Below are 14,325 nucleotides of genomic sequence, written 5' to 3'. Positions count from 1 at the left end.
GGATTGTCCTTGGGGATCTCCCTGGACGCCCGAGTCAAGAGCGACTATCGTGCCAATAATAGAAAACGCTTAAATAACAGCTAGTTAATTATTTTGTCGGCGGGTAGCCTGGATTGGCAGGCAAGTACTTGCTGGGAAGCGGGCGAACCCTTGCTGGCCGGGCAAGATTTTGCCCGGCGATTCCGGGCCCTACCGTAAGCGGAAGCGAATGGGCAGACTGAAGGTGAAGGTGTTGCCCTCCATCGTATCCGGCACCGGAGGGAGCGGCGCCGCCGATCGCAGAAGTGCCATGGCCGCCCGGTCCAACAGGGTGTAAGACGAGGAAGCCTGCAGCTCGTAGTTCAGCAAGGCGCCCTGGCGATCAAACTCGAACACCACCACCGGCGTGCCCTCCTGGCCCAGGCGCCTCGCCCGGCGTGGATAGTCGTAGTGCCGACTGAGGTGGCGGTTCAACCGGCTGAGGTAGTTGTCCACCTGGCTGGAGGCACCAGCCCTCAGCTCCACCTGCTCGACCCGGGGCGGTTCAACCGGGGTGGTTTGGGGCTCAGACGGAACCTCGGCGGCCGGGACCGGCTCGGGTTCCGGTGTTGGCTCCGGTTCCGGCTCGGGCTCGGGCTCGGGTTCCGGTTCGGGTTCCGGTTCGGGTTTCGGTTCCGGTTCCGGTTCCGGTTCGGGCTCCGGCATAGGTTCCGGTTTGGGTGGTTCCACCACTTCTTCCGGTTGCGGCGTCGGTTGGCCAGCCAACGTGATCTTGATGGTGGCGGCGGTGTTGATCTCGGCTTCGCCCTCGGGCGTCTGCAGGGTCGTAGCGTGCGGCAGTGCCAGGGCCACTGCCGCCAGGGCCAGCGCCGTTGAGACCAGGAGAAACAGCCAGCGAGCCCGGTGGGTCATGAGGCAGGCTCCGTCAACAGGATAATCTCGGTGTAGCCGCCGTCTTCCAGTTGCCCCAGTACGGTTTCCAGTTCCGACATGGCGAGTTCGCGACCGGCGGCGATACGTAGCGGTCGTTCCTCGGATGGGGCGGGCAGGTGATCGAGCAGATCGGCCGGGCTGATTGCCTTACCCTTCACCTGCCAAGCACCGTCGGCCTGGATAATCAGGTCGGCAGCCGGCCTCTGTTCGTCGGCCTGATCCGCCATGCCGGGAAGCTCCGGCAAGGGGTCGTCGGACAGCTGACCGGCCACAATGAAGAACATCAGCAACAGGAAGACCAGGTTGATCAGGGGCAGCAGGCTGTCCTCGACCCGCTCCATCAGGCCTTTGCCGCTGCCGGGCGGCGGAGGTACCAGGGATTCCATCGCTTACACTCGCTCGATTAGTCGCTAGCCGGCGCAGGCTTGTTGCGTTGCCAATGGGCGTCGATACCGGCGGACCGCAGGGCGGTAAGGGTTTCGGTGAAGCTGGTCAGCGAGGTTTGCCCCGATGTGGCCAGATTCACATCTTGGTGGCCCTGACGTTTCAATGCCGTGGTCAGCTCAGCCAGTGCCCAGGTTTCGGATTGCCACTGCACGTGGCCGGAGGTGTCGATGACCAACTCCGGCCGCGGTTCGCCCACCACGGACTGGCCCTGGCCGGTGTGGTTGTCCAGCTCCAGAAAACTGGTGGGCAGCATCCGGCTGGTGAGCATGAAGAACACCAGCAGGATAAACACCACGTCGATCAGCGGCGTGATACGGATGGGCATGGGCCGGGACGGCCGTGGTTCAACCAGCTGCATGGGCCAATCGCGTGGTTGCCCTCTCGAAGGAGGGCTCGTGGGGGTCGCTGACCCTGTCGGGCCCGGGATTGGCCGCCGGCTGCCGACGGGCAGCGCCAATCGCCGGGGCCATCAGTGTAACGAGGGTGGCATTGACCATCGTGTTGAGCCGGCGCAGGCGGAACTCGATCCAGGCGGCCAGGGCGGCAAAGGGGATCGCCACGATCAGGCCGGCGGCGGTGGTGGTTAACGCCTCGTAGATGCCACCACTGAGCTGGCTGGCATTGGCCCGACCTTCGGTGGTGGCCATGGCGCCAAACGCATCCATCATGCCCAGTACGGTGCCCAGCAGACCCAACAGGGGCGCCAGGGCGGCAATGACCTCGATGATTTTCAGGGGCGCCTCGAAGGGTTCCAGCGCAGCCCGGGCATCGCGGGCCAGAGTTTCCTTCAGCGTGGCAGGGTCCTGTTTGGCCAGCCGGGCCCGCATGGTGTCGATGATCAGGGACCGGAGCGGGTTGGCGCGGCCAAACCAGCTGGTGTTAGTTCGAAGCCGATCGAGGCAGTCACTGTCCGGGTGCTGTTGCCACTGGTCGAGGGCCTGTCGCAGTTGGCGAGTACGCCGGGGGGCATAAACCACGCCGGCTAACAGGAGATAGAAGAAGGTGATCAGCCCGGCAACGGCCAGTGCCAACAGCACCACGATCACCGGTCCACCCATTTCAACCAGTTGCTGTACGGGCCCTAAGAGTCCATCAGGCGAAGTAACATCCATAGTGTCTGACATGGTTGCACCTAGAAAATGAATAAACTCGCAAATGATAACGATTTGCGTTACCAAAATAAAGCCGCCACCTGCAGATTCAGGGGCATCTGTTACACTCAAAACATCACCATCGCCAGTAGCAGGCGGCTTTCGAGCGCCATTCCTGCAGGGTATTGCCTGATATCATGTTGCGTCGTTGGCTGGACAGTCTGGTAAATCGCGCCGTTATTCTGGTCATCGTGGCCATTTCCCTGACAGCGGTCGCGTTGACGGTGGTCAACAGCCTGGTGAGCCGTCAGGAACTTCAGGCCCAGGCGGAAACCCGGGTTGCCTCCCTGGCCAACCTGATTGCCACCGAACTGGACCGAAAGCTGGTGGAGCGACTGGAGGCGCTGACCGATGTCGCCCGATCGTTGACCATGACAGTGGAAGCGTTCGAGGGACGGGCCCAACTGTTGGTGGAGCGCCAGGTGGCCTTGCGCCACCTGTTCGATGCGGTTTACCTGTTCGATACGCAGGGCATCGTGATCGGCGAATACCCCCGTGACTATGACCAGATTGGCCGGGACGTCAGCGACCGGGATTATTTCCGGCAGGCCTCGGGTCAACTGACCCTTGCCCTGTCCGAGCCCTATCGGTCCCATGGCAACCAACTTCCCGCCTTCATGATGGCCATGCCGGTGTTCGATCACCGGGGGCGCCTGATTGGTGTGCTCGGCGGCGCCATCCGGCTGGACGGCGATAACTTCATGGCCGACCTGGCAGACGTGCGACTGGGCCAGAGCGGCTACCTGTATGCCGCGACCCGGGCCGGCACCACGTTGGCCCATGGCCGTGCCCCCACCCTGGTGCTGCAACCGGCGCCGAGCCGCAGCGAGGTGTTCGAGGACGCCCTCGCCGGCTTCGAGGGCACCCGGCTTGCCGTCAACCGGCAAGGGCTGGAAACCCTGGTTTCGATCAGGCAACTGAACCAGGCGCCCTGGTTTGTGGCCGCCATTTGGCCCTTGCAGGAAGCCTTCGCTCCCGCCGAACGGCTGGCGCAAATCCTGCTATGGGTCGCGCTGGCGGTACTGGTGGTCCTGGTTCCCCTGGCACTGCTGGTGTATCGCAGGCTGTTGGCGCCATTGACCGACCTGGCGGAGCAGATCACCGAGCGCCACCTGGGGCTGCGGTCCCGGGCGGTAAAGGTTGGCGGAGGGCGGGAGATCCGTCAGGTAGCGGACACCTTCAATACCGTGCTCGATGAACGCAGTGAGGTGGTGGCGTCACTGGCGGACCGGGAAGCCTTCTTTCGCTCGCTGTCCCAGAGTGCCCCCATCGGCATTCTGCAGGCGGATGTCCTGGGCCGCATTGAGTTCGTCAATCCGACCTTTGAAAAGATTGTCGGCGCCCACGCCGACGAACTGCGCCATCGCTACCTGGCCACCTTCATCCACCCCGAAGACCGGGACGAGGCGGTGAGCCGGTGGCTTGAGGCCCGTAACGTGGGGGGCATCTATCGCGGCCAGCTCCGGATCCGTCACCGCTCAGAGGACCGTACCATCTGGGTGGATGTGATGACCGCGCGCATCGACGCCGCCGACAAGGCCCTGGGTACCATCACCGTGGCCCGGGACATTACCCACGAGCTGGAAGTGGAAGCGGAGCTCAGGGCGGAGCAGCGCCGGGCGGAGAGCATCCTCGGCGTGTTACAGGAAGGGGTGCTGTTGACCGATCGTGACGGCAATATCCGTTACAGCAACCAGGCCGCCCGGGATTTCCTGGGATTCGGCGGGGCGGGCGTTGGCGGCAATTTCTTCGAACTGGTGACCGTGGAGGCCGACGGCGAAAGCTGGGATGCGGCGCGATTCCAGGCAGAGGGGGAGGTGCCGGTGCTGGACGGTGAACTGTACAACCGCGATGGGGACGAATTCGACATCGAATTGACCATGCTGCGCCTGAACCCTGGGGAGGAGAAGGAGCGGCTGGTGTTTGTGCTGCGGGATGACTCCGAGCGGCGGCGCCAGGAGGAGCGGCTGTCCTGGGAGGCAACCCACGACAGCCTGACCGGGCTGTTGAACCGGCGGGCCTTCACCGCTTCATTGAACAAGTACCTGGGGGAGGCGGCCAATCTGTCCACACCCAGCGTGCTGATGCTGATTGACCTGGACCAGTTCAAGCCGGTGAACGACCAGGGCGGCCACCTGCTTGGCGACGAGCTGTTGCGGGAACTGGCGTCCGTGCTGTCCGAATCGGTGCGCAAATCCGATTCCGTGGCCCGCTTGGGGGGGGACGAGTTCGGTATCCTGCTGCCTGCCTGCGGCCTGTCCCGGGCCGAGACACTGGCGGAGGACATCCGCCAGGCGGTGGCCTCGGTGCGGGTTGACCATAACGGCCAGCAGTTTGGGGTGACCGCCAGCATTGGCCTGACCGAGCTGTCCGCCCGCGACAGCGGCCCCCGGGAGACCGTGGCCCGGGCGGATGAGGGCTGTTATGCCGCCAAGGCGCGGGGACGCAACACCGTCGTTTCGGTGCCGTTGCCGCCCGAGACGCCTTAAGCCAGCCAGCCACTGGCGCCGGCCGCCTGCCACAACAGGCGTAGGGCCAGCAGGGTCAGCACGACATTGAAGATGTGGTGGAAATGGCGGTTGGAGAGCCGTTTCAGGGTGTGCAGGCCCAGCCAGGTGCCGGCGAACCCGAACAGGACCATGCCCAGGATGAACAGCAGCCAATCCTGGAAGACAAAGCCGGCGACTCCGAACACCAGGGCCTTGGGGGCATGCTGCAACACCATCGCCTGGGCGAAGGTGGCAATGGTGGTAAAGCGGTTGTCGTGCATCTGCTTGATGAACGCCGCCACCAGCGGCCCGGTGGCGCCGACGAACAGGCTGATGAACGTGGTCAGTGCCGAGGCCAGGAAAACGCCGGCGCGACCGAAGGCGGCCCCGGGCAACGCCGGGCCCCAGCACAGGTACAGCACAAACAGGCCAATGGTGAGCTGCCAGAGCCAGGCGGGCAGGTCCACCAGCAGCCAGGCCCCGATGCCGGCGCCGACCACCACCCCGGGGGCAAAGGCTGCAATCACCGCCCAGTCCGCCTGGCGCCAGGTCATGGCCGCCCGTCCCCCGTTGGACCCCAGCTGTACCAGGCCATGCACCGGTATGATCGCCGCCGGGGGGATCCACAGGGCCATCAGCACCAGCATCAACACCCCGCCACCGGCCCCCAGGCTGGCGGTGATCATCGAGGTGAGGGTAGAACATAACAGCAGAACAACGGCGGTGGTGGCGGTCAGTCCTTCCGGGATGAGGGCGAGTTCCAAGAGTTGGCTCCTGATCGGGTCCTGGGACGGCTAGTTGGCGTCGTCGCAGAAGCCATCCTGCCGCGCCCGGGCGCGTTGGCAGAGGGCTTCGGTGGCCAGTTCGACATCCGCCACATAATACAGCGATGCCAGGCCGAGTCGATCCCGGCCGAGGTTGTGGTACACCATGCCGAAGGCGATGTCCCCGGCGGTGTAGCGTTCGTGGTGCTGCGAGAAGTAGGCGGCCGGCGCGGACAGCTCGTCACTGGTCAGCAGCGCTTCCACCCGGCTGGCGCCGCCGTGATAGGCCTGGATCAGCAGCAGGGTGAACAGCCGTTCGCGTTTGGCTCCGGGTAGTTCACCGAAGCGGTTGTCGAAAGCCGGGCGCAGGTTGCGGGCATTCTGGTTCATCAGCTTGAGGGCGCAGTCGAGCTGGGCCAGCCGGTGCCAGTAGTTGTTGGGGGCAATGCCGCAGTCGCCCAATGCGGTGCGGGACAGTTGCAGGATGCCGCGGGCATTCGCCGCGGAATGGGCCTGGGCCCGGGCGCCGCTCTCAATCAGGACCTGGCCGGCCAGGTAGCGGGGCAGTTCCCGAGGCAGCTGCAGGCGATTCTGGCTCAGGCGGGTGTGATAGACCTGGCGCAGGGCATCGTGCAGGGCTCCGGGGGCCTCCGCCGTGCGGAAGCGGAGATCGTCCCAGGTCCCCCAGATACGGTCAGAGGCGTTGGTGCCCAGGTATCGGTCAATGGCTTGCTCCAGCTCGACATGGGGCTGGTCGCAGGCCAGGGCAAAGGGATAGCCGGTCTTGTCCGGGCCACCTGCCACCCAGGTGTGTACCTTGCCCCGGCGCGCCAGGGAGGTGCGGGCCTCGTTGAGGCGGTGCTGGGTTCCCATGCGGGAGACGCCATTGTCGATGTACCCCAGGAAGCGGCCCCGGCGGCCGAACAGAATGTGACGGTCCGATTCGGAACAGTAGCCGGATTCGGTCAGGACCCAGCGGCGGATGGTCACAATGTTTTGATAGACGCCCTGGCTGACCCAGTAAGGCGACTCCCGCACCACCGACATCCAGTCCTCGGCGGCGGTTACTGTGGCCGTCTGGTTTGGGCTGCCCCAGCACAAGGCAGGTACAAGCAGGGCTAAGATCCATTTCCACATGAGCTGATAGTCCGGGCTGGCAAATTCATCCGGGGAACAGGAATGTTCAGTTTTTCCCGCCAGGTCGATGATTTCAAGCGCAATCTACGCTTTTTCATGGCCGGCGATGGGGTCAATTGCCTGTTGCCCCGCCTCCGGTATCCTGGCAGACAATCAGTGAACTGAATAACAACGAGTTCTGGAACCGACCATGAAAGAAACCGACTATTTGCAATACGATGCCGTGGCCCTGGCCGACCTGATCCGGCGCAAGGAAGTGTCCACCCGAGAGGTCTGCGAGGCCGCCATCGCCCGGGCGCAGCGGGTCAATGGCACCCTCAATGCGATCTGCCAGCCCCAGTACAGCGAGGCCCTGACCCGGCAGCCAGCGGTGGAGGGGCCGTTCGCCGGTGTGCCCTTCCTGCTCAAGGACCTGGCCCAGGAACAGCGGGGGGTTCCCTGCACCTACGGCAGCCGGGGCTTCAAGCGCTACATCCCGCAGCAGGATTCCGAGTTCGTGCGTCGCAGTCGAGACAACGGTCTGGTGATTATTGGTCGTACCGCCACCCCGGAACTGGGCCTGAAGGCCATCACCGAATCCCGCCTGTGGGGGCCAAGTCGCAACCCCTGGAACCCCCAACTGAGCCCCGGCGGGTCCAGTGGCGGGTCCGGCGCGGCAGTTGGGGCCGGTATTGTGCCGATGGCGGGAGCCAACGATGGTGGTGGATCGATTCGCATTCCAGCGGCCTATAACGGCCTGTTTGGGCTCAAGCCCTCCCGTGGCCGGATTTCCGTGGGGCCGATCGCGGGCGAGGCCTGGACCGGTGCCTCCACCGATCACGTGGTGACCCGCACCGTGCGCGACAGCGCCACCATGCTGGACGTCCTCTCCGGACCGGCGGTGGGCGATCCGTTCCAGATTCCCCAACCGCCCCAACCCTTTGCCAAGCTGATGCAGCAGTCGCCAAGGCCGCTGAAGATCGGGCTGTTCACCAGCTCTCCTTACGGTACTGAGGTGGACCCCAGTTGTATCGAGGCGGTGGAGGCCACCGGACGGCTGTTGCAGAGCCTCGGCCACCGGGTGGAGTATGCCCAGCCGCAATATGATGGCCACGACCTGGCCCGCTGTTACCTGGGGCTGTATTTCGGCGAGGTGTCGACGGCGGTGGAGCGGGCCAGACGGGAGTTTGGCGCTCGGGAATCGGAATTCGAGCTGGAGACCCGTCTGCTGGCGATGCTGGGGCGGACCCTGCCAGTGCCGGATTACGTTGCCATGCGCCAACGCTGGAACCACTTCGCCCGAGCCTTGGGGGCCTTCTTTGAGAATTACGACCTGTACCTGTGCCCGACCACTGGGCAGATGCCGGCACGCATCGGCCAGATGGAGACGCCCGCGCACCTGCAGGTGGTGGCCAAGTTGATGTTGGCGCTGAAGGCGGGCCGGCTGGTGCACAAGAGCGGTCAGGTGGATCAACTGGCCCTGGACAACCTGGCCCGCACGCCCTTTACCCAGCTCGCCAACCTGACGGGAACCCCGGCGATGTCGGTCCCGCTGCACTGGACCCGGGACGGGCTGCCGGTCGGGGTGCAGTTTGGCGGTCGTCATGGGGATGAAGCGGTGCTGCTGCAACTGGCGGCCCAACTGGAGGAAGCCCAGCCCTGGTTTGAGCATTACCGGCGTACCGAACACCTGTAACCCAGGCCAAAGCCTGAGCCACTCCCGGCGGATGGGAGGTGATCCATCGTAACGGTTTTGGCGTTTATCTTTACGTGCGGAACACGCTATGCTGTCAGTGAGGGAGTCTTCAAGATGGTGGGCTCCCTGACCCTGATGGCATCGAGGAGGCGAGTGGATTATGAACCAACCGATGGCAATCGACGAGCTGGTATCCGTTGCACAGGCCGAAGCCATGGGGGAACTGGACGCCCCGATGATGGCAATCGTCCTCTCCAACGAACAAAGCTACGACTTACCGATCAATTCACTGGAAACCGATGCCGACAAGGCCCGCTGGGCGTTGATTCTGCGCGCCGCGCGGGAACACGTCGAGGCCGATGCAGTGGCCCTGCTCTATCCGGCCTGGACCACCATTCGCCGCAAGGTGGAGGACGACGAGTCCGCGCAGGAGCAGGCCGTTGAGAGCGGCACGACCGAAACCACCGATCCCATCGACACCCTGTTCGTGCAGTTGCACACCCGGGACCGGATCTACTGGCGGGGTTTCGAGCAGATCCGCGACCCCCGTCACCAGCGCATCATCGGCTTTCGCGGCATTCGCGCCCTGTCCACCGATTACCAGCGGGAAGAGGCTCCGAAGGTGACCGAGTGGCTCAATACCCTGTTCGAGCCGTTGCCCGAGGAAGGGGAAGAGACCGAGCTGGATTTGGAGCTGGCGGAACTGCTGGAAGAGCCGGAAGTCTCCGCCGCACTCTACCCGCGACAGCTCAGGGCACTGCATTAGTCACGGTCATCGGCCGAACTCAGCGTCAATCAAACCCGGGCTTGCCCGGGTTTGTTGATAACAGGGCTTCGGTTCCCGCGGGGTAAGCGTGGGCAAGGCTATGGCAAGGCCAGGGTAAGGGTCAGCGCTTCGCCAGGATGGTCAGGCACAGCTGGGCGTTCTGCAGGAAGTGACTGAAGGCGGTGAGCTGCTCCTGCGAAGGTTGTGCGTTGCCGTCCGCGTTGTCCGCATAGAACATGCCCACCAGGCGGCCACTGGCCAGCAGGGCGCCCACCAGAGCCGGCACCCGGCCCAGCCAGGGATCGTCCGGGATGCCGCTGGCAGTGGCCTCCGGCTGGTAGATGGTGGGTGTCCCGGACGGCAACAGGGCGCCCAGCTTGCCGGTGCCGTCCCGGGGGATGACGAAATGCTCTTTCCAGGCGTCGGTGTTGCGCCCGGCCATCTTGCGCGGCACCAGGTGTTGGCCCGAGCGGTCGCCCATCAGCAGGGCGACCCGTTCCATCCCCACCGCCCGATGGATGCCCTCGGTGACCAGCTGGCAGACCTCGTTGATGTCGGGTTTCTCGGTCAGGGTGCGGGTGAGCTCCCGCAGAATCTCCAGCTGCAGCGCCGGGTCACGTACCGGTGCCGGACCCGGAGGGTCCTCCACCGCCGGCCCCTGGGCCCCGGGGAGCAGCTCGGTGACTTCCGGAATACCCATGGAGACGGCCATCTTGGCGGCTTCGTCGGCGTTGATCTTGAGCTGGTCCCGTAGCGTGGCCGGAGCCTGGCCGGTGTCCCGGGCCAGCTTGTCCAGCAATGGGTCCATGCCCGGGCCTCGCCAGCCGTTCTCCGATAACCGCGCCAGCTCCACCGAGTGCCTCACCAGGCTGGTGGCGGGTGAGCGGGCCTGTCCCGGCGCCACCACGTCGCGGATGAAGGGACCGAGCGCCCAGGCGTCCACCAAGCCCCGGGTGATCTCGGCGAAGCTGCAGTGCAGCACCGATTTCTGTGCCTCCAGTTCCGGCTCGCCCTGGAGCAGTTGCTGTTCGAGCTCGGCCGCCTGGTCGGTGTCGCAGGACCAGAACGCCAGTTCCCCAATGTTCATCAGCAGGGCGCCGATGAACACCTCCTCCAGGGCCTGGGCACTGCGCTTGGGCAGCAGGCAACGGGCCTGGACCGCCGCGTGCAGGGCCCGCGCCAGGCACTTGAGCAGATGGGGCCGGTCGCTGCGTTGCAGCAGGGTGTCCACCAGCAGGCTTGAGATGGCCATTGCCTTGACCGCGTCAAAGCCGATCAGGGTAATGGCGCGGCTGACGGTGCTGACCTGGGTACGGGTCTGGTTGTAAAACACGGTGTTGGACAACCGCAGTACCTGGGAGGTGAGCTGGGCGTCGTTGAGGATGACGTTGGCCAGTTCGTTGACCGTGCTGTTGCTGCTTTCCGCCAGTTCGTTGATGCGGCGCAGGGTATTGGCCAGCACCGGCAGTTCCACCTTGCTCAGGTAGGCTACCCAGGCCTGGGTTGAGGTCATCCGTGTGGGCGTGCTATCGGAGTTAACGGTCAAACTGCAGTATCCGCGTTGAGTGGGAGAGACGGTGCCTGCTAGCAGTTTAGCGCAGTCATCAAGAAGACGTGAGTCGCCTATAGTGGCTTTTAACCATACGCCACATTCGGGTTTTAGTAACGGATTGGTCTATAATTGCCCGTTTTAACGCTGCACTCACAAGGCTGCTCCGTGATTGAATTTGATCAGGTCCAGAAGTCCTACGAGGTGGCCGGGCGGGCGATCCCCGCGCTGCATGCCACCAGTATGACCATCTCGGCCGGCGAGGTGTTCGGCATTGTTGGCCACTCCGGCGCCGGCAAGTCCACCCTCGTGCGGCTGATCAACCTCCTCGAACGCCCCACCGACGGGCGTATTCTGATTGAGGGGGAGAACGTCACCGCCTACGGTGCCGACCAGTTGCGGGCCTTCCGCCGCAAGGTGGGCATGATCTTCCAGCACTTCAACCTGCTGTCGTCGAAGACCGTGGCGGACAACATCGCCTTTCCGATGAAACTGGCGGGTATCTATGGCCGCGGTGAAATCCGTGAACGGGTGCAGGAACTGCTGGAGCGGGTCGGTCTGAGTGACCATGCCAACAAATACCCGTCCCAGTTGTCCGGTGGCCAGAAACAGCGGGTGGGTATTGCCCGTGCCCTCGCCTGCCGTCCCAGCATCCTGCTGTGCGACGAGGCCACCAGCGCGCTTGACCCGCAGACCACCCAGTCGGTACTGCGCCTGCTGGCTGATATCAACCGGGAGCTGGGCCTGACCATCGTGCTGATCACCCATGAGATGGACGTGGTACGCCGGGTCTGTGACCGGGTGGCGGTGATGGACGCCGGCCGGGTGGTGGAGTTGGGGCCGGTGAGCGATGTGTTCCTGCACCCCAAACACCCTACCACCCGGGATTTTGTGTTCGAGAGTGAGAGCATTGACCACCAGGAGTTGGAGGAAGACCTCGCTCACGCCCAGGGCCGTATCCTGCGCCTGACCTTCCGCGGTGAGGCGACCTACAAACCGCTGCTGGGCAAGGTGGCGCGGGAGTCGGGGGTGGATTTCAGCATCCTCTCCGGCCGCATTGACCACATCAAGGATACCCCCTATGGCCAGCTCACCTTGTCCCTGGTGGGTGGCGACCTGAACGTGGCCATGGGCGCCCTTGAGGCCGCCGACGTACACGTGGAGGTGTTGCGCTGATGGAAGACCTGCTGAGTAACGTCGATTGGATGGAGATTGGCTGGGCCAGTTGGGACACCCTGGTGATGGTGGGGCTGTCGCTGCTGTTCAGCGTAGTGATCGGTCTGCCCCTGGGGGTATTGCTGTTCCTCACCGGTAAACGCCAGCTGCTGGAGCAGCCGGCGGCCTATGCGATCCTGTCGTTTGTGGTTAACGTGTTGCGGTCGGTGCCGTTCATCATCCTGCTGATCGTGATGATTCCGGTGACGGTGATGATCATCGGCACCTCCCTGGGTGTGGCCGGGGCCATACCACCGCTGGTGGCCGGGGGCGCGCCGTTCTTTGCCCGGCTGGTGGAAACTTCCCTGCGGGAAGTGGACCGGGGCATCATCGAGGCGACCCAGGCCATGGGGGCGAACATCCGCCAGATCATCTTCGGCGCGCTGTTGCCGGAGGCGCTGCCGGGGATCATCGCCGGCGTCACCGTGACCGCCATTACCCTGGTCTCCTACGCCGCCATGTCCGGTGTGGTGGGTGGTGGTGGCCTGGGGGACCTGGCCATCCGCTTCGGCTATCAACGCTTCCAGACCGACGTCATGGTGATTACCGTGGCATTGCTGGTGATCTTCGTCCAGTTACTGCAAATGGCCGGCGACCGGCTGGTGCTGTATTTCAGCCGCCGCTGACCGTGGCGGCGGCAACCAACACCCATCCAAGCAACGAGGTAAGGATATGAAACTGAAGAAGCTTCTGGTGGCACTGACCACCCTGGCGGCGGTGTCCGTCGCCCAGGCCGCCGACAAACTCAGCATTGCCGCCACTGCGGTGCCCCACGCCGAGATTCTGGAGTTTGTGAAGCCGCAACTGATGGAAGACGGGGTCGACCTGCAGATCAAGGTGTTTACCGACTATGTGCAGCCCAACATCCAGGTGGCCCAGGAGAGGATGGACGCGAACTTCTTCCAGCACCAGCCCTACCTGACCGAGTTCAACGCCGGCAAGGGCACCAGCCTGGTGAGCGTGGTGGGGGTTCACGTCGAGCCGTTCGGCGCCTACTCCAGCAAGATCGAATCCCTGGATGCGCTGGCGGACGGCGCCACCGTGGCGATTCCCAACGACCCCACCAACGGCGGTCGTGCCCTGTTGCTGTTGCAGAAAGCCGGGCTGATCACCCTGGAGGACAGCAGCAAGATCACCGCCACGCCGCGGGACATTGCCGACAACCCCAAGAACCTGGAGTTCTACGAGCTGGAAGCGGCCACCCTGCCGCGGGTACTGAACCAGGTGGAGCTGGCCCTGATCAACACCAACTACGCCCTGGAAGCCGGCCTCAACCCGGCGGAGGACGCCCTGGTGATCGAGGGTTCCGAGTCCCCCTACGTCAACATCCTGGTGTCGCGGGAGGACAACAAGGATTCCGAGGCCATGCAGAAGCTCGCCCGGGTGTTGACCTCGGAGGCGGTCAGGGCGTTTATCAACGAGCAATACGAAGGCGCCGTGGTGCCGGCCTTCTGATCACGGCCCCTGTCCGAACACAACAGAACCGGTCGCGCCCTGGGGCACGGCCGGTTTTTTTTGGGGGTCTGGGATCAGTCGCCGCTCCAGTTGCTGTCCGGGTCCGGAGTGATGCGCAGGTAGTGACGCACGGCCCGGTAGCCCTGCGGGAAACGCTCGGTAATCTCGCCCTCGTCCTGTAGGGACGGCACGATCACCACATCCTCACCTTTTCTCCAGTTACCCGGCGTGGCCACCTTGTGCTCATCGGTCAGCTGCAGGGAGTCGATCACCCGCAGGATCTCGTTGAAGTTACGGCCGGTGCTGGCCGGGTAGGTGATCATTGCGCGAACCTTGCAGTCCGGATCGATGATGAACAGCGATCGGACCGTGTGGGTTTCGTCGGCATTGGGGTGAATCATGTCGTACAGCTTGGCGACCTTGCGATCCGGATCGGCGATGATCGGGAAGGTCACCGTGCAGTGCTGGGTTTCGTTGATGTCGTGCACCCATTCCTTGTGGGACTCCAGGGAGTCCACACTGAGGGCAATGGGCTTCACGTTGCGGCGGGCAAATTCCTTGTGCAACTTGGCAGTCAGCCCCAGTTCGGTGGTGCACACCGGGGTAAAATCAGCGGGGTGGGAGAACAGCACGCCCCAACTGCCCCCCAACCACTCATGGAAGCGGATCTTGCCTTCCGTGGAGTCCTGTTCGAAATCCGGTGCGATATCTCCCAGACGTAAGCTCATTCGCGTACCTCCTTCTCAAAGGCGCCGGTGCTGAATG

General features: G+C 64.0%; 14 protein-coding genes. 6 read left to right on the top strand and 8 right to left on the bottom strand.

Going from position 1 to position 14,325, the window contains the following annotated elements; genetic code table 11:
* Positions 1 to 189 precede the first annotated feature (189 nt).
* Genes R3175_RS09410 through R3175_RS09395 form a run of 4 tightly spaced genes read right to left on the bottom strand, consistent with a single transcriptional unit; the run spans position 190 to position 2,417 of the window.
* A complete protein-coding gene (locus R3175_RS09410; protein ID WP_318944014.1) occupies positions 190 to 891 on the bottom strand; it encodes an energy transducer TonB in 702 nt (233 codons plus the stop codon).
* A complete protein-coding gene (locus R3175_RS09405; RefSeq protein ID WP_318944013.1) occupies positions 888 to 1,298 on the bottom strand; it encodes an ExbD/TolR family protein in 411 nt (136 codons plus the stop codon). Before R3175_RS09405 ends, R3175_RS09410 begins: the two co-directional genes overlap by 4 nt.
* Before the next feature lie 17 nt (positions 1,299 to 1,315).
* A complete protein-coding gene (locus R3175_RS09400; RefSeq protein WP_318944012.1) occupies positions 1,316 to 1,717 on the bottom strand; it encodes a biopolymer transporter ExbD in 402 nt (133 codons plus the stop codon).
* A complete protein-coding gene (locus R3175_RS09395) occupies positions 1,704 to 2,417 on the bottom strand; it encodes a MotA/TolQ/ExbB proton channel family protein (RefSeq protein WP_318944011.1) in 714 nt (237 codons plus the stop codon). Before R3175_RS09395 ends, R3175_RS09400 begins: the two co-directional genes overlap by 14 nt.
* Before the next feature lie 230 nt (positions 2,418 to 2,647).
* On the opposite strand from R3175_RS09395, the gene R3175_RS09390 reads away from it, so the two are divergent.
* The gene (locus tag R3175_RS09390; protein WP_318944010.1) at positions 2,648 to 4,999 is read left to right on the top strand and encodes a diguanylate cyclase domain-containing protein; all 2,352 of its coding nucleotides are present in this window, start codon (positions 2,648 to 2,650) and stop codon (positions 4,997 to 4,999) included.
* Here the strand turns inward: R3175_RS09390 and R3175_RS09385 are convergent.
* Together R3175_RS09385 and R3175_RS09380 are read right to left on the bottom strand one after the other, a co-directional pair.
* The gene (locus R3175_RS09385) at positions 4,996 to 5,763 is read right to left on the bottom strand and encodes a sulfite exporter TauE/SafE family protein (protein WP_318944009.1); all 768 of its coding nucleotides are present in this window, start codon (positions 5,761 to 5,763) and stop codon (positions 4,996 to 4,998) included. The genes R3175_RS09390 and R3175_RS09385 overlap by 4 nt on opposite strands.
* 30 nt (positions 5,764 to 5,793) lie before the next feature.
* Positions 5,794 to 6,900 carry a hypothetical protein gene (locus tag R3175_RS09380; RefSeq protein ID WP_318944008.1) on the bottom strand — a complete coding sequence of 369 codons (1,107 nt, stop codon included), beginning with the start codon at positions 6,898 to 6,900 and terminating at the stop codon, positions 5,794 to 5,796.
* Between the two features lie 190 nt (positions 6,901 to 7,090).
* Here R3175_RS09380 and R3175_RS09375 point away from each other — a divergent pair, with 190 nt between their 5' ends.
* Both R3175_RS09375 and R3175_RS09370 read left to right on the top strand, forming a co-directional pair.
* Positions 7,091 to 8,575, top strand: a complete 1,485-nt coding sequence (locus R3175_RS09375) for an amidase (RefSeq protein ID WP_318944007.1) — start codon at positions 7,091 to 7,093, stop codon at positions 8,573 to 8,575.
* Positions 8,576 to 8,735: 160 nt separating this feature from the next.
* A complete protein-coding gene (locus tag R3175_RS09370) occupies positions 8,736 to 9,341 on the top strand; it encodes a hypothetical protein (protein WP_318944006.1) in 606 nt (201 codons plus the stop codon).
* Positions 9,342 to 9,462: 121 nt separating this feature from the next.
* Here R3175_RS09370 and R3175_RS09365 read toward each other — a convergent pair whose 3' ends face one another.
* Positions 9,463 to 10,854 carry an HDOD domain-containing protein gene (locus R3175_RS09365; protein WP_318944005.1) on the bottom strand — a complete coding sequence of 464 codons (1,392 nt, stop codon included), beginning with the start codon at positions 10,852 to 10,854 and terminating at the stop codon, positions 9,463 to 9,465.
* A gap of 204 nt (positions 10,855 to 11,058) precedes the next feature.
* On the opposite strand from R3175_RS09365, the gene R3175_RS09360 reads away from it, so the two are divergent.
* The 3 genes from R3175_RS09360 to R3175_RS09350 are packed head-to-tail and all read left to right on the top strand — an operon-like array spanning position 11,059 to position 13,560.
* A complete protein-coding gene (locus tag R3175_RS09360) occupies positions 11,059 to 12,066 on the top strand; it encodes a methionine ABC transporter ATP-binding protein (protein WP_318944004.1) in 1,008 nt (335 codons plus the stop codon).
* Positions 12,066 to 12,731 (top strand): methionine ABC transporter permease, encoded by a 666-nt coding sequence (locus R3175_RS09355; RefSeq protein WP_318944003.1) that lies wholly within the window; start codon positions 12,066 to 12,068, stop codon positions 12,729 to 12,731. Before R3175_RS09360 ends, R3175_RS09355 begins: the two co-directional genes overlap by 1 nt.
* 46 nt (positions 12,732 to 12,777) lie before the next feature.
* On the top strand, positions 12,778 to 13,560 hold the full coding sequence (locus R3175_RS09350) for a MetQ/NlpA family ABC transporter substrate-binding protein (RefSeq protein ID WP_318944002.1): 783 nt from the start codon (positions 12,778 to 12,780) through the stop codon (positions 13,558 to 13,560).
* Positions 13,561 to 13,634: 74 nt separating this feature from the next.
* Here the strand turns inward: R3175_RS09350 and R3175_RS09345 are convergent, their stop codons facing one another.
* Positions 13,635 to 14,288 (bottom strand): peroxiredoxin, encoded by a 654-nt coding sequence (locus R3175_RS09345; protein WP_318944001.1) that lies wholly within the window; start codon positions 14,286 to 14,288, stop codon positions 13,635 to 13,637.
* Between the last annotated feature and the right edge of the window lie 37 nt (positions 14,289 to 14,325).

Source organism: Marinobacter sp., assembly GCF_033722735.1.
Lineage (GTDB): Bacteria > Pseudomonadota > Gammaproteobacteria > Pseudomonadales > Oleiphilaceae > Marinobacter.
This window is presented reverse-complemented; position numbering and strand designations above follow the sequence as displayed.